Here is a 21,814-nt window from a genome sequence, read left to right as displayed (position 1 = left end):
AGGCACATCACCCTAGGAAATCGGTAGGACAAGCTGGCGCTGTCACGGGAGCGACCTGCAAAATAGAACGATCGTTCGTTTTATTCCAGGCTGGCTTCCGCCCCTTCTGCCCGTGTCCACGCTGCCCACTCCTGCCAAGAAAACCGCCCCGCTGCGCGTTGCGAAGCCGGCGCGCGTTGCGCGTTCGCTGCAAAAAGGCCAGCAGACCCGTGCCGCCATCCTCGAGGCTGCTCTCGGCCTGGCCTCGCACATGGGCCTGGAGGGCTTGTCCATCGGCGCACTGGCCGATGTGACAGCCATGAGCAAGTCGGGCGTCTTCGCCCACTTCGGCTCGCGTGAGGAACTGCAGATCGCGGTCGTCACTGAGTATCACGCCAAGTTCGAGGAAGAAGTCTTCTTCACCGCCATCCGCGAGCCGCGCGGCCTGCCGCGCCTGCGCGCGATGTTCGAGCGCTGGGTGCGCCGCGTATCCGTCGAGGTCGACTCCGGCTGCATCTACATCAGTGGCGCCGTCGAGTTCGACGACCGGCCCGGCCCGGTGCGCGATGCTCTCGTGGCCATGGTCAAGGCCTGGCATGCGGCGCTGCAAAAGGCCATCCAGCTCGCCATCAGCGAGGGCCATCTGAAAGCCGATGCCGATGTCGAGCAGATCTGCTTCGAGCTGCACGGCCTGATCCTGTCCCTGCACCACGACGCGCGCTTCATGCGCATCCCCGGTGCGCTGGCACGCGCCGGCATCGGCTTCGACCGAGCCATCCAGTTCTACGCCACGCCGCTTGGCCTTGACATCGACGGCAGCCGCAAGCTTCCAAAGACCGGCACCGCCAAGCGCTGAACCCCTTTCTTGACCCACTGACCGTTCCAGGAGTACCCCGATGCCCCAGTACACCCCGCCCATGCGTGACATGCAGTTCGTCATGCACGAGCTGTTGAACGTCGTCGACGAACTGAAGATGCTGCCCGCGCATGCAGACATCGACGCCGACACGATCAACGCGGTGCTCGAGGAAGGTGGCAAGTTCGCCGCCGCAGTCATCGCCCCCATCAATCTCAGCGGCGACGCCGAGGGCTGTGTGCTCGACAAGACCACGCACGAGGTCAAGCCGCCCAAGGGCTTCAAGGAAGCCTACAAGCAGTACGTCGAAGGTGGCTGGCCCTCGCTGAGCTGCGACCCCGAGTTCGGCGGCCAGGGCCTGCCGCACCTGGTGAACCAGTTCTTCTACGAGATGCTGAACTCGGCCAACCAGGCCTGGACGATGTACCCGGGCCTGAGCCACGGCGCGTATGAAGCCCTGCATGCCCACGGTACGCCCGAGCAGCAGGCCACCTACCTGCCCAAGCTGACGAGCGGCGAATGGACCGGCACCATGTGCCTGACCGAGCCGCATTGCGGCACCGACCTCGGCATGCTGCGCAGCAAGGCCGAACCGCAGGCCGATGGCACTTACAAGATCACCGGCCAGAAGATCTTCATCTCGGCCGGCGAACACGACATGGCCGAGAACATCGTCCACCTGGTGCTGGCCCGCCTGCCGGACGCGCCCGTGGGCTCCAAGGGCATTTCGCTCTTCGTCGTGCCCAAGTTCAACGTCAACGCGGACGGCTCACTGGGCAGCCGAAACGGCGTCTTCTGCGCCGGCCTGGAGCACAAGATGGGCATCCACGGCAACGCCACCGCGCAGATCGTGCTGGAAGGCGCCAACGGCACGCTGGTGGGCCAGCCCAACAAGGGCCTGGCCGCCATGTTCGTCATGATGAACGCTGCTCGCCTGGGTGTCGGCAACCAGTCCCTGGGCCTGACCGAAGTGGCCTATCAGAACGCCGTGGCCTATGCCAAGGACCGCATCCAGATGCGGGCGCTTTCCGGCCCCAAGGCCCCGGACAAGCCCGCCGATCCCATCATCGTCCACCCCGACGTGCGCAAGATGCTGCTGACGGCCCGCGCCTTCGCCGAAGGCGGCCGCATGCTGCAGGGCTACACGGTGCTGCAGCTGGACAAGGCGCTCAAGAGCGACGACGAGGACGAGCGCAAGGACGCCGAGGCCGAGGTCGCGCTGCTGACGCCCATCATCAAGGCCTTCATCACCGACAACGGCTGGCTGGCCACATCGCACTGCATGCAGGTGTTCGGCGGCCATGGCTTCATCCACGAGTGGGGCATGGAGCAGTACGTGCGCGACGCGCGCATCAACATGATCTACGAGGGTACCAACACCATCCAGTCGCTGGACCTGCTGGGCCGCAAGGTGCTGGGCAACAACGGCGCCACGCTGAAGAAGTTCGGCAAGAAGATCGCCGCCTTTGTCGAAGAGGAAGGCACGAACGAGGCCATGCAGGAGTTCGTGAACCCGCTCGCCGACCTCGGCGACAAGGTCAACAAGCTGACGCAAGAGCTGGGCATGAAGGCCTTCGGCAATCCCGATGAAGTGGGCGCCGCGGCGGTGGACTACCTGCGCGTGGTCGGCCACATGACCTTCGCCTTCTTCTTCGCGCAGGCCGCCAAGATCGCTCTGGCCAAGAAGGACAGTGGTGACCCGTTCTACACGGCCAAGCTGGCCACGGCGCGCTTCTATTTCGCGAAGCTGCTGCCCGAGACGGCGACGCTGATCCGCACCTGCCGTGCGGGCCTGGCGCCGCTGATGGAAATGGAAGAAGCTCTGTTCTGAACCGCTTGATGAACGACAAGGATGCCCCGATGAAATTCCTGTTCGCTGCTGCCCTGCTGTTGCCCGCGTTTGCGTTCGCGCAGACTTCACCCGTGGGCCTGTGGAAGACCATTGATGACGACGGCAAAACCGCGAAGTCGCTGGTCCGCATCAGCGAACAGGGGGGCACCCTCGTCGGCAGCATCGACAAGCTGCTGGACCCGAGCGCGGAGCCCAACGCGAAATGCGACAAGTGCAAGGATGACCGCAGGGACCAGCCCGTCGTCGGCCTGCAGATCATCCGCGGCGTGAAGACCGAAGGCGACGGCATCTGGGGCGGCGGCGAGATCCTCGACCCCAATAACGGCAAGACCTACCGCACCCGCTTGAAGCCGGTGGACGGTGGCAAGAAACTGGAGATGCGCGGCTACATCGGCCCCTTCTACCGCACGCAGACGTGGATTCGCGTGGAATGAAGTGGCCCCTCGCCCAGGCTGCCGCGCTGCACGCGGGCCAGCCTGGTCGGTCCCCCGAGGGGACGGCGATGCTTGCGGCGTTGAGCCGCAAGCACATCGCCAGCCGGGCCGGCTTGGGGCGGCCCGGCGCTCGGCCCGAAGGGCAATGAACAACTGGCAAACATGGAGAAAGAAATGAGTCGATTCCAAGTCCGCAAGGTCGCCGTGCTCGGCGCCGGCGTGATGGGCGCGCAGATCGCGGCCCACCTGGTCAACTGCAAGGTGCCAGTCGTGCTGTTCGACCTCCCGGCCAAAGAAGGCCCGAAGAACGGCATCGTCACCAAGGCCATCGACGGCCTGAAGAAGCTCAAGCCCGCGCCGCTGGGCGACAGCGCCGAGGCCGCGCTGATCCAGCAGGCCAACTACGAAGAGCATCTCGACCTGCTCAAGGGCTGCGACCTCATCATCGAGGCCATCGCCGAGCGCATGGACTGGAAGCTCGACCTGTACACCAAGATCGCGCCGTTCATCGCCCCGCATGCGATCGTGGCTTCGAACACGTCTGGATTGAGCATCACCAAGCTCTCCGAAGTGCTGCCCGAAGAAATCAAGCCGCGCTTCTGCGGCATCCACTTCTTCAACCCGCCGCGCTACATGGCCCTGGTCGAGCTGATCAACACGCCGACCACGCAGCCGGAGATCCTCGACCAGCTCGAAGCCTTCGTGACCACGTCGCTGGGCAAGAGCGTCGTGCGCGCCCACGACACGCCCAACTTCGTCGCCAACCGCGTCGGCATCGCCGGCATGATGGCCACGATGATCGAGGCCGAGAAGTTCGGCCTGTCGGTGGACGTCGTCGACGACCTGACCGGCAAGAAGCTGGGCCGCGCCTCGTCGGGCACCTTCCGCACCGCGGACGTCGTCGGCTTAGACACCATGGCCCACGTCGTCAAGACGATGCAGGACAACCTGAAGGACGACCCCTTCTACTCGACCTACGCCACGCCCAAGGTGCTGGCCGGCCTGATCGAGAAGGGCGCCCTGGGCCAGAAGACCGGCGCCGGTTTCTACAAGAAGGTCGGCAAGGACATCCAGCGCCTGGACTTCGCGACCGGTGAATACGTCGCCGGCGGCAAGAAGGCCGACGAGATCGTCGCCCGCATGCTCAAGAAGCAACCGGCCGACCGCCTCAAGCTGCTGCGCGAGAGCACCAACCCGCAAGCCCAGTTCCTGTGGGCCATCCTGCGCGACAGCTTCCATTACGCGGCCGTGCACCTGAACACCGTAGCCGACACCGCCCGCGAGATCGACTTTGCGATGCGCTGGGGCTTCGGCACCACGCAAGGCCCCTTCGAGCTGTGGCAAGCTGCCGGCTGGAAGCAGGTCGCTGAATGGATCTCGGCCGACATCGCCGACGGCAAGACGCTGTCCAGCGCTCCGCTGCCGGCCTGGGTCACCGAGGGCCCCGTGGCCGAAGCCGGTGGCGTGCACACGCCGGCGGGCTCGTGGAGCGCCGCTGAAGGCAAGTTCAAGCCGCGCAGCGAGCTGCCGGTCTACAAGCGCCAGGCCTTCCCGGAAAGCCTGCTGGGCTCCGGCGCCGCCGACCCGCTGAAGTCGGGCACCGAGCTGTTCAAGAACGAGGAAGTGCGCGTCTGGACGCTGGACGGCAATGTCGTCATCGCCTCCATCACCGCCAAGCTGCACCTGATCAGCCCGGCCGTCACCGAAGGCCTGCTGAAGGCCGTCGAGATCGCCGAAGCCGACTACAAGGGCCTGGTGATCTGGTCGCCGGACGATGTGTTCTCCGCCGGCGCCAACCTCGAGAGCCTGATGCCCGTCTTCATGAAGATGGGCAGCAAGGGCATCGCGCCGGAAGAGAAGAAGCTGCAGGACATGATGCTGCGCCTGCGCTACGCTAGCGTGCCGGTCGTCGCCGCGATGCGCGGCCTGGCCCTGGGCGGTGGCGCCGAACTGGCCGTGCACTGCGCACGCCGTGTCGCCCACGTCGAGAGCTATGTGGGCCTGGTCGAAGTCGGCGTGGGCCTGGTGCCCGGCGGCGGCGGACTGACCTATATCGCCCGTCGCGCCGCCGAGATGGCCGCCGCTGGCAATGCCGGCGCCGACATCCTGGCCTTCCTGAAGGACGGCTTCCTGACCGCGGCCACGGCCAAGGTCGCGACCTCGGCGCACGAAGCCAGGAAGAACGGCTTCCTGCTCGACAGCGACATCATCGTGCCGCACAAGGACGAGCTGCTGCACGTGGCGACGGCCACCGCCATCGGCATGTCCGAAGCGGGCTACCGCCCGCCGCACAAGGCGCTGTTCCCGGTCGCTGGCCGCAGCGGCATCGCGACCATCAAGGGCCAGGTCGCCAATATGCGCGACGGCGGCTTCGTCAGCGCCCACGACTACCACCTGGCTGCGGCAATTGCCGATGTGGTCTGCGGTGGCGAGGTCGAGGCGGGCTCCCTGGTGACGGAGGAGTACCTGATGGCGCTGGAGCGCAAGCACTTCTGCGCGCTGCTCGACAACCCCAAGACGCAGGAACGCATCATGGGGATGCTGCAGACCGGCAAGCCGGTTCGAAACTAATGACATCGCGGGACAGACCGAAGCGCGTAGCGCGTAGCTCTGTCCTCGACTGACTAGGAACAAAAGTGAACCGGCTTCAACGCACTCTCGCCAAGCTGGACGGCCTGCCCGGCCCGCTGCGCGGCCCTGCGCGCAACTTCGCGCTTCGCCGTGCGGTTCCCTTCACGGGCACGGCATCGCTCGATTTCATCGCCCTCACCCCCGAGCACAGCGAGATCCGCGTCGCCAACAAGCGCCCGGTGCAGAACCACATCAAGGGCGTGCATGCGGCCGCGATGTCGCTGCTCGCCGAGACCGCCACCGGCATGGTGGTGGGCATGAATGTGCGTGACGACTGCCTGCCGCTGTGCAAGTCGCTGCAGGTGAACTTCAGGAAGCGCGCCACCGGCGGCCTGGTCGCCAAGGCGCACCTGACCGCCGCTCAGCGCTTCGCCATGGCGAACGAGACCAAGGGTGAAGTGCGGGTCGCCGTGACCGTGACCGACGAAGCCGGCATCGAGCCGATCGAGTGTGAATTTGTCTGGGCCTGGGTGCCCAAAGAAAAGCCCCAGGCTTAAGTAAAGGAAAGACCATGAGCAAGCAAGTCCAAGACGCCTACATCGTCTCCGCCACCCGTCTGCCCATCGGCAAGAGCGGCCGCGGCTACTTCAAGAACACGCGCCCCGACGAGATGCTCGTCAAGGTGATGCAGGCCGTGCTGGCGCAGGCCCCGGGCCTGGACCCGGCGGCCATTGAAGACGCCATCGTCGGCTGCTCCTTCCCCGAAGGCGAGCAGGGCATGAACATCGCCCGCGTCGCCTCGGTGCTGGCGGGCCTGGGCCCCACCATCGGCGGCGTGACGATCAACCGCTACTGCGCCTCCGGCATCACCGCCGTGCAGATGGCCGCGGACCGCATCCGCGTCGGCGAGGCCGATGTGATGTTTGCCGGCGGCGTCGAGTCCATGTCCATGATCCCGATGGGCGGCAACAAGCCCAGCCTGTCGCCGCTGATCTTCGAGCGCGACGAGAACATCGGCATCGCCTATGGCATGGGCCTGACGGCCGAGAAGGTCGCCGCGCAGTGGAAGATCAGCCGCGAAGCCCAGGACGAGTTCTCGGTGGAATCGCACCGCCGCGCCGTGGCCGCCATGGCCGCCGGCCACTTCGACGCCGAGATGACGCCCTTCGACGTCATCGAGCGCACGCCCAACCTGGCTGACGGCACGGTCAACACCAAGACCCGCACCGTCAAGCTCGACGAAGGCGCCCGCCCCGACACCTCGCTGGAAGGCCTGGCCAAGCTCAAGCCCGTGTTCGCCGCCAAGGGCAGCGTCACCGCCGGCAACAGCTCGCAGACCTCCGACGGCTCGGGCGGCCTGCTGATCGTCAGCGAGGCCGCGCTCAAGCGCTACAACCTGACGCCGCTGGCCCGCTTCGTGTCCTTCGCCGTGCGCGGCGTGCCGCCCGAAATCATGGGCATCGGCCCCATCGCCGCCATCCCCGTGGCACTGAAGGCCGCCGGCATCACCGCTGCCGATCTGGACTGGATCGAGCTGAACGAAGCCTTCGCCGCGCAGTCGCTGGCAGTGCTGAACGACCTCGACAGCAAGGGCATCGTGCTGGACCGCAGCAAGGTCAACCCGAACGGCGGAGCGATTGCGCTGGGCCACCCGTTGGGCGCCACCGGCGCCATCCGTGCGGCCTCGGTCATCCACAACCTGCGCCGCACCGGTGGCAAGTACGGCATGGTGACAATGTGCGTCGGCGCCGGCCAAGGCGCAGCAGGCATCTTCGAAAGGCTGTAAACCATGGATCGTCGCCGCGCGCTCAAGACCACCACGGTGTTGCTCGCGGCGACCCCGCTGGCGGCCTGTACGGGCAAGTTGAAGACCTTTGCGACGTGGAAGGACGGTCAGCAGGCCGTGCTCGATCTGCTGTTCGCGCCCAAGGTCGTGCAGGACAWCCCCTGGAACCTCAGCCAGGTCATGCAGCATCTGGCCCAGAGCATCGAGTTCTCGATGCAGGGCTTCCCGGCGCTCAAGGGCGCCTGGTTCCGCTCGTCCATCGGCTCAGCGGCCTTCGCGGTGTTCAATGCGCGCGGTGCGATGAGCCACAGCCTGGACGAGCCCATTCCCGGCGCGCCGGCGCTGGATGCGTCCCAGGCGCTGAAGACCTCGGTGCAGCGCCTGCTGGATGCCATGGACGCCTTCACGCAATTCAACGGCACACTGCGGCCTCATTTCGCCTACGGTGAGCTGACCAAGCCGCAGTACGAGCGAGCCCATTTGATGCACCTGGCCAATCACTGGACGCAGTTCCACGCCAGGACAGCAACCGCTTGAGGACCCGGACATGACCATCAAAAGCTATACCGTCAACGGCGTCGCGACCCTCGAGATCGCCCGCCCCGAGAAGAAGAACGCGATCACCCAGGCGATGTACCAAGCCATGGCTGATGCGCTGCGCGCGGCCGATGCCGATCCGGCCGTGCGCGCCGTGCTGATCACCGGYCAGCCRGGCATCTTCACGTCGGGCAATGACCTGGAAGACTTCATGGCCGGCCCGACGCGGGGTGAAGATGCACCGACCTTCCAGTTCATGCATGCACTGGTGGACAGCACCAAGCCCGTGATCGCTGCCGTGACCGGTGCGGCCATCGGCATCGGTACCACCATGCTGCTGCACTGCGACTTCGTCTTCGTCGCCGACGACGCCCGCCTGGCCATGCCCTTCGTGGCCTTGGGCCTGGTGCCCGAATTCGCCTCCAGCGTCGTGCTGCCCCAGCTGATCGGCAACCGTCGCGCGGCCGAGAAGCTGCTGCTGGGCGACCCCTTCACCGGTGAGCAGGCCGTCGAATGCGGCATCGCCAACCGCGTGCTGCCGGGTTCCGAAGTGCTGAACCACGCACGCCGCATCGCCGAACGGTTCAACAACCTCGCGCCAGGAGCGGTGCGCGACAGCAAGAAGCTGATCCGCGATGCGCAACGCGACGCCGTCAAGGCCGCCATCACGCGTGAAGCCGAGATCTTCGGTGCCCGCCTGCGCAGCCCCGAGGCGATGGAGGCTTTCCAGGCCTTCTTCCAGAAACGTGTGCCGGACTTTTCCAAATTCTCCTGAAGCTTTCAAAGATCGCACTCGGCCCACTGCTGATTTGGCAGGGGCGCCGAGTCCGTGCGACGGCGCTGCGTTTGCCCGAGGCGGCCGGCCCGCGTTGGGCCGAAGGCTCGACGTTGCGGCTGCTGATCGTCGGCGACTCATCCGCCGCTGGAGTCGGTGCCGCGCATCAGGACGAAGCACTGGCCGGCCGGCTCGCTCAGGCTCTGGCAACGCGCCTCGGGCAGCCGGTGGGCTGGCAGCTCATCGCCACCAGCGGCCATCGCAGCGAGCAGGCGCTCGCGGCGTTCGAGGCGGCGGACGTGGTGCAGGCCGATGTGCTGATCACCTCCCTGGGCGTCAACGACGTTGTTGACCAGATCGCGCCTGCGCAGGCGTTGGTGGCGTTGGACCGCATCCACGCCCTTGCGACCGAGCGCGCCGGTGTGCGCCTGAGCGTGCACTGCGCGGCGCCGCCCATGCAGCGATTCCCGCTGCTGCCCCAGCCTCTGCGCTGGTTCTTCGGCCGCCAGGCAGCGCGCTTCAACGTGGCCCTGAGTTCGGCGGTCGAAGGCCAGGCATCACGCCATGTGCTGCATCTGCCCGAGGCCATGCAACGCAATGCCGTCGAGCTGATGGCCGAGGACGGCTTCCACCCCGGCCCGCGCGGCTATGCGCTCTGGGCCGAGGCGCTGGCCGATCGGGTGGTGGCGTCGTTACCTCAGCTATCGATCCACTCACCAAGTTGAGCGTTGCGGCCGCCCGGCCGTTCCTAGACTGCCCCGGCCGCAGCAACGCGGCAGCACCGGCCGCGCGAACCTGCAGACGGCGGGCTCAATAGGAGACAAAACATGCGGATCGATTTCCTCCGCCGGTGCTTGCGCCGGCTGGGCGCGGCAGCGTGCCTGCTTTTGGCGACGGCCACGGCCACGCCAGCATTGGCGGCCTTGAGCCTCACCACGCTCTACGACAGCGGCAGTTCTGCCAAGCTGCAATACCAGGTGGACACCGGCGGCGGCCTGGTGTTCAAGGTGATGGCCTATGACAACGGCGTCAGCACCCAGTCCAAGGGCGACCTTTCCAGCCTGCTCTACAACGGCGTGCAGTACGCGGACGCCAGCCGTGGCTCGCAGCTGAACTCCGGCTTTGATTACCTCTACAGCAACGTCTCGGCTGTCGACGTGCAGGCCCAGATGATCAGCAGCAGCGGTGCGGCCACGTCGGCCTCCACCGCCAACGGCGGCGTGGTCAGCGGCGGCACCTACGTCAAGATCACGGTGACCGTCTTCAGCGCCAACGGCGGCGTGCTCAAGCACTACTACATGGCCAAGAGCGGCGAGCCGCGCATCTACATGGGCACCTATTTCACCGAGGAGCCCGACACGCTGAACCTGGTGCGCTTCATCCTGCGCGTGCCCATCGCGGCGCTCTCCAAGGGAGGGCCGGCCGGCCTGCCCGGCGGCCTGGCTAGCAACGGCAGTTGGCCGCAGGACCTGCGCGGCACGGACACGACGGTCGAAGCGAGCGACGTGTTCGGTTTCTCCAGCAGCACCTCCAGCGCGGGGCAAACGCGCTCCAAGCACTACTCCAACATGCGGCTGAAGGACTGGCAGTACTTCGGCGGCCTCAACAGCGCCGGCAGCGTGGGGCTGTGGTTCTATCGGGACAACAACGAAGGCAATTCCGGCGGGCCCTTCTACCGCAGCCTGCTCAACCAGATCACCGCCACCAACAACGAGCTGACCTATATCGTCAACTATGGCGAGGGCCAGACCGAGGCCTTCCGCATGGGGGTGTTGAACAGCTACACGCTGATGTTCACCGCCGGCGGTGCGCCGTCGGCGCCGGATACGAGCTGGTTCTCGGTGATGGCGCTGGACGGTTATGTGGCTGCGTCCGGCCGCGGCACGGTGGCCGGCGTCGGTCTGTCGGGCACCGATTCGAGCTACAGCTACACGGTGGGCTTCTCCAGCAGCACGGCGCAGTACTGGGCCAGCGCCAACCTCGCCAACAACGGCTTCTTCAAAAGCACCGGCATGCGGCCGGGCACCTACACGCTCACGGTCTACAAGAACGAGCTGGCGGTCTACACCGGCAGCGTGACCGTCACGGCCGGCGGCACGACGACCTTGAACACGCTGGCGATCAACGCCGACCCTTCAGCCAAGGCGGCGCTGTGGCGCATCGGCAACTGGGACGGCACGCCAGCCGAGTTCCTGAACGGCGCCAGGCTCACGACCATGCATCCGTCGGACGCGCGCATGAGCGGTTGGGTGCCGGCCACCTTTGTGGTGGGCACGTCGAGCGCGGCCAGCGGTTTTCCGGCCTACCAATGGAAGGACGTCAACAACGCGCGCGTCATCCAGTTCACGCTGACCAGCGCCCAGGTGCAGAACCTGACGCTGCGCATTGGAACGACGGAAGACTTCAACGGCGCCCGGCCGCAGATCAGCGTCAACAACGGCAGCTGGACCTCCGCCATCCCGACCGCGCCGCCCAAGGGCTCGCGCAACCTGACGGTGGGCACCTACCGCGGCGTGAACCGGCTCTACAGCTTCGACATTCCGTCGACCGCGCTGGTGGCCGGCACCAACACGGTGACCGTCAATGTCGTCAGCGGTACGTCGGGGGCGGCCTACCTGAGCCCGGCTCTGTCTTACGACGCGGTCGACCTGATCGTGACGCCGTGACCCCTGGATCGGCGCGGGCCGATCAGGGTGCCACCAGCCTCGACTTGCCTTCGCGGTCGATGGCCACGTAGGTCAGGTTGGCCTCGGTCACCTTGACCACGTGCAGGTTCTCCGGGTCGCGCTCGGCCATCACCTCCACGTGCACGGTGACGGAGGTGCGGCCCACCCGGGTGACTGTGGCGTAAAAACTCAGCAGGTCGCCGATGGACACCGGCTGCTTGAAAACGAACTCGTTGACGGCGACGGTGGCGACGCGGCCACGCGAGATGCGGGCCGGCAGCACCGAGCCGGCGATGTCGACCTGGGCCATGATCCAGCCGCCGAAGATGTCGCCGTTGGCGTTGGCGTCGGCCGGCATGGGCATGACGCGCAGGACGAGCTGGCGGTCACCGCCGTGCGGTGTCGATGGGGCGTTTTCAGTCATGGCGGGATTGTCCCGTACAAGCTGCCGTTCAGAAGCGCTACCGGTTGTCGGCGCCCGGCGTGGCGCGAGGCGCCGTGTCACCCCGCTGCGCCTTGCGCAAGTTGGCCGCGTCGGCCTCGGCCAGGCTCCTGTCCTGGTCGCTCAGGCGGAAGACACGGATGGAGTCCCGCACCCGGCTGACCTGGCCGTTCAGCGCTGTGGCCGAAGCGGCCAGCTCCTCCACCATCGCGGCGTTCTGCTGCGTGATGGCATCCATCTGCTGCACGGCCTCGCCGACCTGGGCGACGCCGGTGGCCTGCTCGCTCGCGGCGGTGTCGATCTGCACCAGCACGTCGCTGACGCGCGACACGGCGGAGGCCACCTCGTCCATGCGCAGCTGTGCGTCACCGGCCCGGTGGCTGCCGGTCTCGACGCGCCCGCGCGATTCCTCGATAAGGGCGCGGATCTCCTTGGCTGCCGTGCCGGTGCGCTGAGCGAGGGCGCGCACCTCGGCGGCCACCACCGCGAAACCGCGGCCCTGCTCGCCGGCGCGAGCCGCCTCGACGGCGGCATTCAGGGCCAGGATGTTGGTCTGGAAGGCCACGCCTTCGATGACTTGGATGATGTCGCCGATGCGCTGCGACGAGTCGGTGATCTCCTGCATGGTGTCCGTCACGCCGTGGACGGCTTGCTGGCTGCGCTGGGCCACACCGGCGGTCTCGCGCGCAAAGCGGGCACCGTCGCCGGCCAGCTCCGAGGTCTGCCGCACGGTGCCGCTGATCTCGTCCATCGCGGCGGCGGTCTGCTCCAGGCTGCTGGCTTGGGACTCGGTGCGGGAAGACAGGTCCTGGTTGCCGGCGGCGATCTCGCGGGCGCCGTCCTCCAGGTGGATGACCTCCTCGCGCACGTCGCGAACGACGGTGCGCACGGACACGGTCAGTTGGGCCAGCGCCAGTTGCAGCTCGCCGATCTCGCCCCGGCCGCTGACCTCGACGTGCCGCGTCAGATCGCCGCCTGCCAGCAGGTTGGCGGTGGCAATCACCTGGCGCAGCGGGGCGATCCCGCTCGCGAGCAGGCCGTAGCTGGCGGCGGCGGTGCTGGCCAGGGCAGCCAGTACCAGGCCCCAGCCTGGCGCGCCGGCCCAGGCTGCGAGCAGCGGCCCGGCCGCGGCCAGCACGGCCAGCAAAACCATCTGGCCGCGCAACTCGGGCCGCAGCCAGTCTGTCAGGCGGCCCACTGTGTCGTTGCGCTTGACCACGCCGCGCCGCAGCACATGAGTCCGGCGGCCTGCGGACGCCTCAGCGCGCATGGTGGCGTAGAGCTGCTCGAAGCGGCGTACCTCGACGTCGCTGGGCTTGGTGCGCACCGACAGATACCCCACCGTGCGGTCGCCGTTTCGCACCGGCGTCGCGTTGGCTCGCACCCAGTAGTAGTCGCCGTTCTTGCGCCGGTTCTTGACGAGTGCGGTCCAGGGTTGTCCGCCCTCGATGGTGGCCCAGAGGTCGCGGAAGGCCTCCTCCGGCATGTCCGGGTGGCGCACGATGTTGTGCGGCTGGCCCAGCAACTCCGCCTGCGCGTAGCCGCTGACGGCCACGAAGCTGGGGTTGCAGTAGGTGATGCGCCCCTTCAGGTCCGTGATGGAAATGAGGGTCTGGTCGGAGGCCAGGGCGTACCCGTTCGGGGTCACCGGTTGGTTGTTGCGCATATTGGCCTCTCAGGTGGGACGGATAACCAGCCCTGGTTTTCGGCGCCAGGGGCCCAGCGTAGGCGTAGAAAGGTGCACCGCGATTGCGCTGCGTCAAAGGCGCAAGGGGTCCACCGGCAGTTCCCATGCGGAACACGCCTTCCGGCGCGCGACCGGACAATGCCGGCATGCGTTCTCTTGCCGCCCGCCTCCCTGAACCCGCCTCAGCCAGCGCTCCCCGTGGCGACTGGGGCACCGTCGGCCGCCTGCTGCCCTATCTGTGGCGCTACCGCTGGCGCGTTGCACTGGCGCTGACCTTCATGGTGGGCGCCAAGCTCTGCAATGTCGGCGTGCCCCTGCTGCTCAAGCAGCTGATCGACAGCCTGAACCTCAAGCCTGGCCAGCCCGAGGCCCTGATGGTGGTGCCGCTGGGTCTGCTGCTGGCCTATGGCGCGTTGCGGCTGTCGACGTCGCTGTTCGCCGAGGCGCGTGAGCTGATCTTCGCCAAGGCCACCGAGGGCACGTCGCGCAGCATCTCGCTGCAGGTGTTCCGGCATCTGCACGACCTGTCGCTGCGCTTTCACCTCGAACGCCAGACCGGCGGCATGACGCGCGACATCGAGCGCGGCACGCGCGCTGTGCACTCGCTGATCAGCTATTCGCTCTACAGCATCGTGCCGACGCTGATCGAGGTCGTGCTGGTGCTGACGSTGCTGGGCGTSAAGTTCGACGTCTGGTTCGCCGGCATCACGGTGGCGGCGTTGGTGATCTATATCGGCTTTACCGTCGTCGTCACCGAGTGGCGCACCAAATTCCGCAAGACGCTCAACGAGCTGGACTCGGTGGCCCACAGCAAGGCCATCGACTCGCTGCTGAACTACGAGACGGTCAAGTACTTCAACAACGAGGCCTTCGAGGCCACGCGCTATGACGAGAGCCTGGAGAAGCTGCGCCGCGCGCAGCTGAAAAGCCAGCGCACGTTGTCCATGCTGAACACCGGCCAGCAGCTCATCATCGCGTCGGCGCTGGTGCTGATGCTGTGGCGAGCCACCCAGGGCGTCGTGGCGGGCCGCATGAGCCTGGGCGACCTGGTCATGGTCAACGCCTTCATGATCCAGCTCTATATCCCGCTGAACTTCCTCGGCGTCATCTACCGCGAGATCAAGCAGGCGCTGACGGATATCGAGAAGCTCTTCGTGCTGCTGGACCGCGAGCGCGAGATCGCCGATGCGCCGGATGCCGCCGAGCTGGCCGTGGGCGGTGGCAGTGTCGTCTTCGACAACGTCCGTTTCGCCTACGACCCCGTGCGGCCCATCCTGCACGGCGTCAGCTTCGAGATCCCGGCGGGCAGGAAGGTCGCCGTCGTCGGCCCCAGCGGCTCAGGCAAGAGCACGCTGGCGCGGCTGCTCTACCGCTTCTACGACATCGATTCGGGTGCCATCCGCATCGACGGCCAGGACATCCGTACGGTGACGCAGTCCAGCCTGCGCCGCGCCATCGGCATCGTGCCGCAGGACACCGTGCTCTTCAACGACACCGTGGCGTACAACATCGCCTACGGCCGGCCGGGCGCGAGTCAGCAGGAGGTGGAAGGCGCGGCGCGTGCGGCGCATATCCATGCCTTCATCGCGGCGACACCGCTCGGCTACGACACCATGGTGGGCGAACGTGGCCTGAAGCTGTCGGGTGGCGAGAAGCAGCGCGTGGCCATTGCGCGCACGCTGCTGAAGAACCCGCCCATCCTCATCTTTGATGAAGCCACGTCGGCACTGGATTCGACCAACGAGCGAGCCATCCAGGCCGAACTGGAGTCCGTGGGCCAGAACAAGACCGTGCTGGTCATCGCCCACCGCCTGTCCACCGTCGTCGACGCGCACGAGATCCTCGTGCTGGAGCAGGGCCGCATCATCGAGCGCGGCCGGCACGACACCTTGCTGGCCAGGAACGGCCGCTACGCCGAAATGTGGCGCCTGCAGCAGTCAGCTGACTAGTGCGGCTTCTTGGGCTTCTCGAAGCTCTTGGGCCGATAGACGTTGCCGTCCCACTCGCCGTCCGTGCGACTGTCGCGCGCATCGTGCAGGGCCGACTCGCGGGCGCGGCGGATGACGCGCTCGGCCTCCAGCGCGGCGGCTCGGGTCTGGCGCTGGCGGCGGCGCCAACCGGTCAGGCGGGCGATCTGCAACTCCACCCACGATGCCAGGGCGGCCACGCCGRCATCCACCCGCGCCTGCAGCCGGTAGGGCAGGGCCATGTGGACCGCCATCGCGATGCAGACGGCAAGGCCGGTGGCTGCGAGCAGGGTCTGGAGCATGGCCTGAAGTTAACCTAAACCGACGCTTGCGGCCACCTGCAACCACCCGCGTTGGGGGGATGGTTACGCTTTCTGGTCGGCGTCTTGGCGCAGAGCCCACAACGCCAGCATGGCGTCAGGAATCTTGCGGCTGGCTTCGTCGCGCTCGGCAGCCGAGCCTTCGGCCAGCGCGCCATCCTCACCGCCCAGGGCGGCGATGGGCGCGAGCAGCTCGGCCGTTCCGGCACCGTCGAACAACGGCCCCCAGGCCTCGGGCGCCAGGTCCACGGCCATCAGGAAGCCGGCAGCCCAGTCTTCGGCGTCGGCGTACTCGGTGTCTTCATCTTCGCTGTCCCCCTCCAGTGAGGCAAAGCTGAAGATGGGCTCCCAGGCCTTGGGCGCATGCGTCCAGGCCATGGCGATGGATTGCACATGCCGCAGCATCGCCATGACGACCTTTTTGCGCTGCTTGCCGCTGGCGAAGGGCTTGGGGTCGGGCTCCTGGTCGCCGCCCCAGACCACCGGCAGCCAGGCGTCTCCAGGCAGGTCGGCCAGCTTTTGCGGCGACAGCAGCAGGCCAGTCAGATAGCCGTCCAGCGCCTCGATGTTCATCGCGCTATCGGTGGGCAGCACCGAGAGCAGCTCGTCCAGGTCGTCGAGCTCCTCGTCGGACAGCGGCCGGTTGTCGGAGGCGGGGTTGTATTGGGGGTACTGCATGGGAGTCGTCCTTTGCCTCGCGAGTTCAGCCGTGGCGGCCGTGGCGGCTCTTGGGCTTCTTGTTGTCGATTTCGGCGATCTGTGCCTTCAGCAAGGCCATCAGCACGCGGGCGTTCTGCTCCGTCATGACGATGACGCTGCTGGGCTCGATGCCGTCGATGGGCGTCTTGGGCGTGACCATGGCGTCCACCTTGAACATGATCTGGCCGTGCTGGTTGGCGGACGCGGCCTTGAACTTCTGGATTTCGATTTGATGGGTCTTCATGGGGCGTGCCGGACGAATGAGGAGACCGGCAGGCCGCCATCTTGCCATTCCGGGCGGCGAGACTTAAGGTGGCGCATGGCAAGGCCTGCTCGACTCGAGATCGCTGGCGCCGTCTATCTGATCGGCGCCCACTGCCCGTTCGAGAGCGGGCAGCAGGCTTTTGTCGACGAAGCCGATCGTGCCGAAATGCGTGCCTTGCTGGCCCAGGCCCTGCACCGTTTCGACGCCCAGGCCCTGGCCTACGCCCTGCTGCCCGACCATTACCACCTGCTGCTGTTCACGCGCCGCGCCAATCTGTCGCAGCTGATGCGGCATGTGAACGGCGTCTACACCCAGCATCACCAGCGCCGCCACGGCTTCAGCGGCTCGCTGTTCCAGGGGCGTTTCCATGCCGTGCTGGTCGACCGCGAGCGCCATCTGCTGGATGCCTGCCGCTATGTCGACCTCAACCCGGTGCGCCTGCGCCTGGCGCGTGGCGCGGCGGATTGGGCTGGCTCGAGCTTCCGCGCCCTGGCCGCCATGGAAGCCGCGCCCGAATGGCTGGACGTCGATGGCCTGCACAGCCATCTGCTGGGGCGCCCGGCGACGACGCCGGCCCAGCATCGCCTGGCCGGCGAACGCTATGCCCGCCTGGTCGCCTCCGAGCCTGGCTTGCAGCTGTGGCCCGGGCGTCTGCGTGAACAGATCTTCCTCGGCGACGCCGACTTCGCCGCGCGCATGCGGGCCGCCGCCGTTGCGCCCCGTCGCGTGGCCCGCACGGGCTTTGGCGAGTGGCTGAAGCGCGCCGGCGGCATCCGTGAGCAGGCGCTGTGGCTGGCCCATGCCGAGGGCGGCGTCGCGATGACGGATCTGGCGGGCCAGCTCGGCCTGTCCGTATCGCGCATCAGCCGACTCATCGCTGCCGCCGAGCGAGCCGTCTGATGCTCAGACGCCGGGCATTGCTGCTGGCCGGCCTGCCGGTTCCCGCATGGGCGCAGGCCTATGCCGGCCCGCTGTTCGATGCTCATCTGCACTACAACGACGACGCCCAGGCGCTGCATCCACCGGCCGATGTACTGGGCCGCATGGCCCGCGCGGGCGTGCGCGGTGCGTTGGTCAACAGCCGGCCCAACGACGGCACGCTGCGTCTCGTCTCTGAGCCGGGGCCGCAATGGGTGCCCTTCATCCGCCTGTACCGCGACCGGGCCGACTACACCGGCTGGTTCGCCGACGACAGCATTCGGCTGATGGTGCTGGAACTGCTGAAGCGCGGCAGCCCGGCCGGGCCCTTCCGCGGCCTGGGTGAGTTCCATCTCTACGACAGCGCCAATGCCGATGGGCCGACCGCCATCGCACTGATGAAGCTGGCGCGCGAGCGCGGCCTGACCGTGCTGGCTCACGTGGACGATGTGGCGGTCGACAAGCTGCTTGGCCACGCGCCCGGCATGTCGCTGATCTGGGCCCACACTGGCATTTCCGGCGAGCCCTTGCCGCGCGTGAAGGAGCTGCTAGCCAAGCACGCGGGTCTGCGCGGCGAGCTGTCCTACCGGCCGGGCATCACGTTTGACGGCAAGCTTGGCGACGACTGGCGCGCACTGATGACACAGCACCCGGGGCGCTTCCTGATCGGCTCCGACACCTGGGTCCCCCAGCGTCTGCAGCACTACGAGGGCCTGTTCGCCGAGTACCGCGGCTGGCTCGGGCAGTTGCCGTCTGAGGTGGCTCAGCGCATCGCCTGGCGCAACGCGGCCGAGTTGTTCGCCCTCCAAGCTGCTTGAACGGCGCAAGGCCGCCATGACTTCTGACAGCCCCCGTCGTGGCAGCGGAGGGCGCTAAGCTGGCGGCCCTGCCAATCGGCATCACTTCGGGAGACGCCCATGCGCCGCTTCGTCCTGACCGCCTTGCTGCTGGCCAGCTCCGCCTGGGCCGCCGACATGAGCCCACCGCCGGAGATCAAGCCTGCCGCGGCCGATCCACTGGCCACGCCACGCCGCCTCATCGCGGCCAAGGACTGGGCAGGCGCCCTGGCCGCGTTGCGCACCGAGCCCCAGGCCGGCAATGCCGACTGGCACAACCTGATGGGCTATACGCTGCGCAAGCAGGCCACGCCGCAGTTCACCGAGGCCGAGGCCCAGTACCTGCAGGCACTGCGCATCGACCCCAACCACCGCGGCGCCAACGAATACCTGGGCGAGCTCTATGTGATGAAGGGCGAGCTGCCCAAGGCGCATGAGCGCCTGGCCGTGCTGGAGAAGCTCTGCCCGGCCGGTTGCGAGCAGCGCGAGCACCTGCAGCGTGCCATCGCGGCGGCCAAGTAACAGCTTGCAGCCCGCGCCAGAGCCAGGTGGCCACCCCCTAGGATGCGCGCCATGCTGAAGTTCCTTCTCCAACGCCCCTGGCTCGCCGCCCTCGTGGGCGTGCCGTTGGCGATCCTGCTGCTGGGTGCCATCGTGGCGGCGCTGATCTGGGCGCAGCTGCCGGCCCTTGATGCGCTGACCGACTACCAGCCCCACCAGCCGCTGCGCGTGCTCAGCGAGGACGGCCAGCTGCTGGGCGAGTTCGGCGCCGAGCGGCGGCGCTTCGTGCCGCTGAAGGACATCCCAAAAGCCCTGCAGGACGCGTTGCTGGCCGTCGAAGACAGCGACTTCTACGTGCACTCCGGCATCGACTACAGCGGCATCGGCCGCGCCATGCTGCACAACATCCTGCACCCGACGCGGCTGCAGGGCGCGTCCACCATCACGCAGCAGCTGGCCCGCAACATCTTCCTGAGCAACCGGCAGACCTTTGCGCGCAAGGCCCAGGAGGGACTGCTGGCCATCAAGATCGAGAGAAACCTGAGCAAGGATCAGATCCTCGAGATCTACATGAACCAGATCTCGCTGGGCAACAAGGCCTATGGCTTTGGCGCCGCGGCCGAGCGCTATTTCGGCAAGCCGCTGGACAAGCTCAACACCGGCGAGATTGCCGTGCTCGTCGGCCTGCCCAAGGACCCCAACCGCCTCAACCCGGTTCTCTACCCTGAGCGCACCAAGCGTCGCCAGGCTGTCGTGCTGGGACGCCTCGTGGCGGTGGGCCAGATCACGCAGGCCCAGGCCGACACCGCGCGCGAGAAGCCGCTGGACGTGCGCCGGCCCAAGCGCCTCTCCGGCGTCGCCGACCATGCCGCCGAGCAGGTGCGTGCCGAGATGGTGACGCGCTTTGGCGAGGAGGCCTACACGCGCGGCCTGACCGTCTACACGACGCTGCGCTATGCCGAGCAGGCGGCTGCGCAAGAGGCGCTGCGCCATGCGCTGTTCGAGCTGGAGCGCCGCCAGCCTTTCCGCGGCCCCGAGGCGACCGTCGAGCTGCCTGAAGGCGAAGACTTCGACGATGCCCTGGAGGCCGCCTTCGACGCCCACGCCGACCTCGGCGAGCTGCGCACCGCCGTGCTGCTCAAGGTCGACAAGAGCGCGGCCGAGCTGGTGATGGCCGACGGCGAGAAGATCAGCTTGAAGGGCCAGGCGCTGCGCCCGCTGCAGAGCCTCAAGCGCGGTGCCGTGCTGCGGGTGATGGAGTCCGGCAAGCAGTGGCAGCTCAGCCAGACACCGCAGGCCGAAGGCGCCGTCGTCACGCTGGACCCGGCCACCGGCGCCATCCGCGCCCTGGTGGGCGGCTTCGACTTCGCCCGCAACCAGTTCAACTCCGCCACCCAGGCCTGGCGCCAGCCGGGCTCGGCCTTCAAGCCCTTCATCTACTCGGCCATCATCGACCAGGGGGCCTGGGCCGGCACCCTGGTCAGCGACCAGCCCGTCGAGGTTGGCGACTGGTCACCGCGCAACTACGACGGCCAGTACGAGGAGGCGCTGACGCTGCGCCAGGGCCTGGCCCGCTCCAAGAACATGGTCACCATCCACCTGGTGCAGGCCCTGGGCCCGCAGCGCGCTCGCGCCTGGGCGGCGCGCTTCGGCCTGGACGAGGACAAGCAGCCGCTGAACCTGACCATCGCCCTGGGCACCGGCTCCGTGACGCCGCTGCAGATGGCCCAGGGTTACGCCGCCTTCGCCAACGCCGGCCAGCTGCCGACGGCCTGGCTCATCGACCGCGTGCAGGACGCGCAAGGCGCCGTGCTGTGGAAGGCCGAGCCGCCAAAGATGAGGACGGCTGTCAGCCCGCGCAATGCCTTCATGACCTCGCAACTGCTCGCCGCCGTCGCGCGCGAAGGCACGGGCGCGCGGGCCAGCAGCCTGCTCGGCCGCTGGGACCTCTATGGCAAGACCGGCACGACCAATGACGCCGTCGACGCCTGGTTCTGCGGTTTCCAGGCCACGCGGGCCGGTGCCGTCTGGATCGGCTATCCCCAGCCCAAGTCCCTGGGTGAGCGCGAAACCGGTGGTGGACTGGCCCTGCCGGTCTGGGTCGCGACCATGGCCGTGGCCTTGAAGGGCCAACCCAGCACCCAGCTGGCACCGCCGGACGAGGGCCTGGTGCAGCAGGACGGCAACTGGTTCTACTCGGAGTTCGCCGGCGACATGGCGATCGCGCGCATCGGCCTGCCACCGGCCCCGCCGCGCGTCGATGAGGCTGCGTCCGAGCCCGCGCCGTCGGCGCCGCCGATCAACCAGTAGCGACCAGCGGCCTCATTGCCCGGCCGGCGGCTCCCAGAGCTCGACCTTGTTGCCATCGGGGTCCATGACCCAGCCGAACTTGCCGTACTCCGAGTCCTGCGGTTCGCCGACGACGTTGCAGCCTTCCACGCGCAGGGCCGCGAGCAGGCCGTGCAGGTCGGCGACGCGGAAATTGATCATGAAAGCCGCGGTGCTCGGCGCAAAGTAGCCGGTGTCGGCCTTGAAGGGGCACCAGTTGGTGCCACCCGCGCCGCCCGGGTTGTCGGGCGTCGTCCAGGGGAAGGTGACGCCGCCCCAGGCCTCGACGGGCAGGCCGAGGTGCTTGCCGTACCACTCGGCCAGGGCCTTGGGGTCGGGCGATTTGAAGAAGATGCCGCCGATGCCGATCACGCGTTTCATGCGAGCTCCTGAAG

At 67.5% G+C, this 21,814-nt stretch carries 21 protein-coding genes; 15 read left to right on the top strand and 6 right to left on the bottom strand.

The window, feature by feature from the left end; all coding sequences use genetic code 11:
* Window positions 1-121: 121 nt before the first annotated feature.
* The 10 genes from ACXJKJ_RS03810 (at window position 122) to ACXJKJ_RS03765 (ending at window position 11,456) form a co-directional block, all read left to right on the top strand.
* A complete protein-coding gene (locus ACXJKJ_RS03810; protein WP_457325991.1) occupies window positions 122-835 on the top strand; it encodes a TetR/AcrR family transcriptional regulator in 714 nt (237 codons plus the stop codon).
* 40 nt (window positions 836-875) lie between these two features.
* Complete coding sequence (locus tag ACXJKJ_RS03805; RefSeq protein ID WP_457389149.1) at window positions 876-2,666, top strand: acyl-CoA dehydrogenase C-terminal domain-containing protein; 1,791 nt, start codon at window positions 876-878, stop codon at window positions 2,664-2,666.
* A 29-nt stretch (window positions 2,667-2,695) separates the two neighbouring features.
* Window positions 2,696-3,121, top strand: a complete 426-nt coding sequence (locus ACXJKJ_RS03800; protein ID WP_056203610.1) for a DUF2147 domain-containing protein — start codon at window positions 2,696-2,698, stop codon at window positions 3,119-3,121.
* Window positions 3,122-3,295: 174 nt separating this feature from the next.
* Window positions 3,296-5,692 carry a 3-hydroxyacyl-CoA dehydrogenase/enoyl-CoA hydratase family protein gene (locus ACXJKJ_RS03795; protein ID WP_457389148.1) on the top strand — a complete coding sequence of 799 codons (2,397 nt, stop codon included), beginning with the start codon at window positions 3,296-3,298 and terminating at the stop codon, window positions 5,690-5,692.
* 65 nt (window positions 5,693-5,757) lie between these two features.
* Window positions 5,758-6,249 carry a DUF4442 domain-containing protein gene (locus ACXJKJ_RS03790; protein WP_457389147.1) on the top strand — a complete coding sequence of 164 codons (492 nt, stop codon included), beginning with the start codon at window positions 5,758-5,760 and terminating at the stop codon, window positions 6,247-6,249.
* Between the two features lie 14 nt (window positions 6,250-6,263).
* Window positions 6,264-7,478: an acetyl-CoA C-acyltransferase gene (locus ACXJKJ_RS03785; RefSeq protein WP_457389146.1), complete on the top strand. Its 1,215-nt coding sequence runs from the start codon at window positions 6,264-6,266 to the stop codon at window positions 7,476-7,478.
* A gap of 3 nt (window positions 7,479-7,481) precedes the next feature.
* The gene (locus tag ACXJKJ_RS03780; protein ID WP_457389145.1) at window positions 7,482-8,015 is read left to right on the top strand and encodes a DUF1569 domain-containing protein; all 534 of its coding nucleotides are present in this window, start codon (window positions 7,482-7,484) and stop codon (window positions 8,013-8,015) included.
* A 10-nt stretch (window positions 8,016-8,025) separates the two neighbouring features.
* Window positions 8,026-8,790, top strand: coding sequence for an enoyl-CoA hydratase (locus ACXJKJ_RS03775; RefSeq protein WP_457325565.1), 765 nt, complete (start codon window positions 8,026-8,028; stop codon window positions 8,788-8,790).
* A gap of 71 nt (window positions 8,791-8,861) precedes the next feature.
* Window positions 8,862-9,515, top strand: coding sequence for an SGNH/GDSL hydrolase family protein (locus ACXJKJ_RS03770; RefSeq protein ID WP_457389144.1), 654 nt, complete (start codon window positions 8,862-8,864; stop codon window positions 9,513-9,515).
* A gap of 198 nt (window positions 9,516-9,713) precedes the next feature.
* Complete coding sequence (locus ACXJKJ_RS03765) at window positions 9,714-11,456, top strand: rhamnogalacturonan lyase B N-terminal domain-containing protein (RefSeq protein WP_457389143.1); 1,743 nt, start codon at window positions 9,714-9,716, stop codon at window positions 11,454-11,456.
* Between the two features lie 22 nt (window positions 11,457-11,478).
* Here the strand turns inward: ACXJKJ_RS03765 and ACXJKJ_RS03760 are convergent, their stop codons facing one another.
* Window positions 11,479-11,880, bottom strand: a complete 402-nt coding sequence (locus tag ACXJKJ_RS03760) for an acyl-CoA thioesterase (protein WP_056203053.1) — start codon at window positions 11,878-11,880, stop codon at window positions 11,479-11,481.
* Window positions 11,881-11,917: 37 nt separating this feature from the next.
* Window positions 11,918-13,564 (bottom strand): methyl-accepting chemotaxis protein, encoded by a 1,647-nt coding sequence (locus ACXJKJ_RS03755; RefSeq protein WP_457389142.1) that lies wholly within the window; start codon window positions 13,562-13,564, stop codon window positions 11,918-11,920.
* Between the two features lie 167 nt (window positions 13,565-13,731).
* Here ACXJKJ_RS03755 and ACXJKJ_RS03750 point away from each other — a divergent pair, with 167 nt between their 5' ends.
* On the top strand, window positions 13,732-15,534 hold the full coding sequence (locus ACXJKJ_RS03750; RefSeq protein WP_457389141.1) for an ABCB family ABC transporter ATP-binding protein/permease: 1,803 nt from the start codon (window positions 13,732-13,734) through the stop codon (window positions 15,532-15,534).
* Here ACXJKJ_RS03750 and ACXJKJ_RS03745 read toward each other — a convergent pair.
* The 3 genes from ACXJKJ_RS03745 to ACXJKJ_RS03735 form a co-directional block, all read right to left on the bottom strand.
* The gene (locus ACXJKJ_RS03745; protein WP_457389140.1) at window positions 15,531-15,854 is read right to left on the bottom strand and encodes a hypothetical protein; all 324 of its coding nucleotides are present in this window, start codon (window positions 15,852-15,854) and stop codon (window positions 15,531-15,533) included. The genes ACXJKJ_RS03750 and ACXJKJ_RS03745 overlap by 4 nt on opposite strands.
* Before the next feature lie 63 nt (window positions 15,855-15,917).
* Entirely contained in the window at window positions 15,918-16,550 is a 633-nt protein-coding gene (locus ACXJKJ_RS03740; RefSeq protein WP_056203064.1) for a UPF0149 family protein, read from the bottom strand.
* A gap of 25 nt (window positions 16,551-16,575) precedes the next feature.
* Entirely contained in the window at window positions 16,576-16,815 is a 240-nt protein-coding gene (locus ACXJKJ_RS03735) for a hypothetical protein (protein ID WP_056203067.1), read from the bottom strand.
* Window positions 16,816-16,890: 75 nt separating this feature from the next.
* Here ACXJKJ_RS03735 and ACXJKJ_RS03730 point away from each other — a divergent pair, with 75 nt between their 5' ends.
* The 4 genes from ACXJKJ_RS03730 to ACXJKJ_RS03715 all read left to right on the top strand — a co-directional run bounded on the left by ACXJKJ_RS03730 (window position 16,891) and on the right by ACXJKJ_RS03715 (window position 21,401).
* Window positions 16,891-17,736 carry a transposase gene (locus ACXJKJ_RS03730; protein ID WP_457324633.1) on the top strand — a complete coding sequence of 282 codons (846 nt, stop codon included), beginning with the start codon at window positions 16,891-16,893 and terminating at the stop codon, window positions 17,734-17,736.
* Window positions 17,736-18,572: an amidohydrolase gene (locus ACXJKJ_RS03725; RefSeq protein ID WP_457389139.1), complete on the top strand. Its 837-nt coding sequence runs from the start codon at window positions 17,736-17,738 to the stop codon at window positions 18,570-18,572. The genes ACXJKJ_RS03730 and ACXJKJ_RS03725 overlap by 1 nt, the downstream gene beginning before the upstream one ends.
* A gap of 99 nt (window positions 18,573-18,671) precedes the next feature.
* Complete coding sequence (locus tag ACXJKJ_RS03720; RefSeq protein WP_457324631.1) at window positions 18,672-19,112, top strand: tetratricopeptide repeat protein; 441 nt, start codon at window positions 18,672-18,674, stop codon at window positions 19,110-19,112.
* 51 nt (window positions 19,113-19,163) lie between these two features.
* Window positions 19,164-21,401, top strand: a complete 2,238-nt coding sequence (locus tag ACXJKJ_RS03715; RefSeq protein ID WP_457389138.1) for a penicillin-binding protein 1A — start codon at window positions 19,164-19,166, stop codon at window positions 21,399-21,401.
* Window positions 21,402-21,413: 12 nt separating this feature from the next.
* Here ACXJKJ_RS03715 and ACXJKJ_RS03710 read toward each other — a convergent pair whose 3' ends face one another.
* Window positions 21,414-21,800, bottom strand: coding sequence for a VOC family protein (locus tag ACXJKJ_RS03710; protein WP_056203078.1), 387 nt, complete (start codon window positions 21,798-21,800; stop codon window positions 21,414-21,416).
* Window positions 21,801-21,814 lie beyond the last annotated feature (14 nt).

The organism is Roseateles sp. P5_E1 (assembly GCF_054049335.1).
Note: the sequence above shows the minus strand (reverse complement) of the source record. Positions and strands in the feature narration are given on the sequence as shown.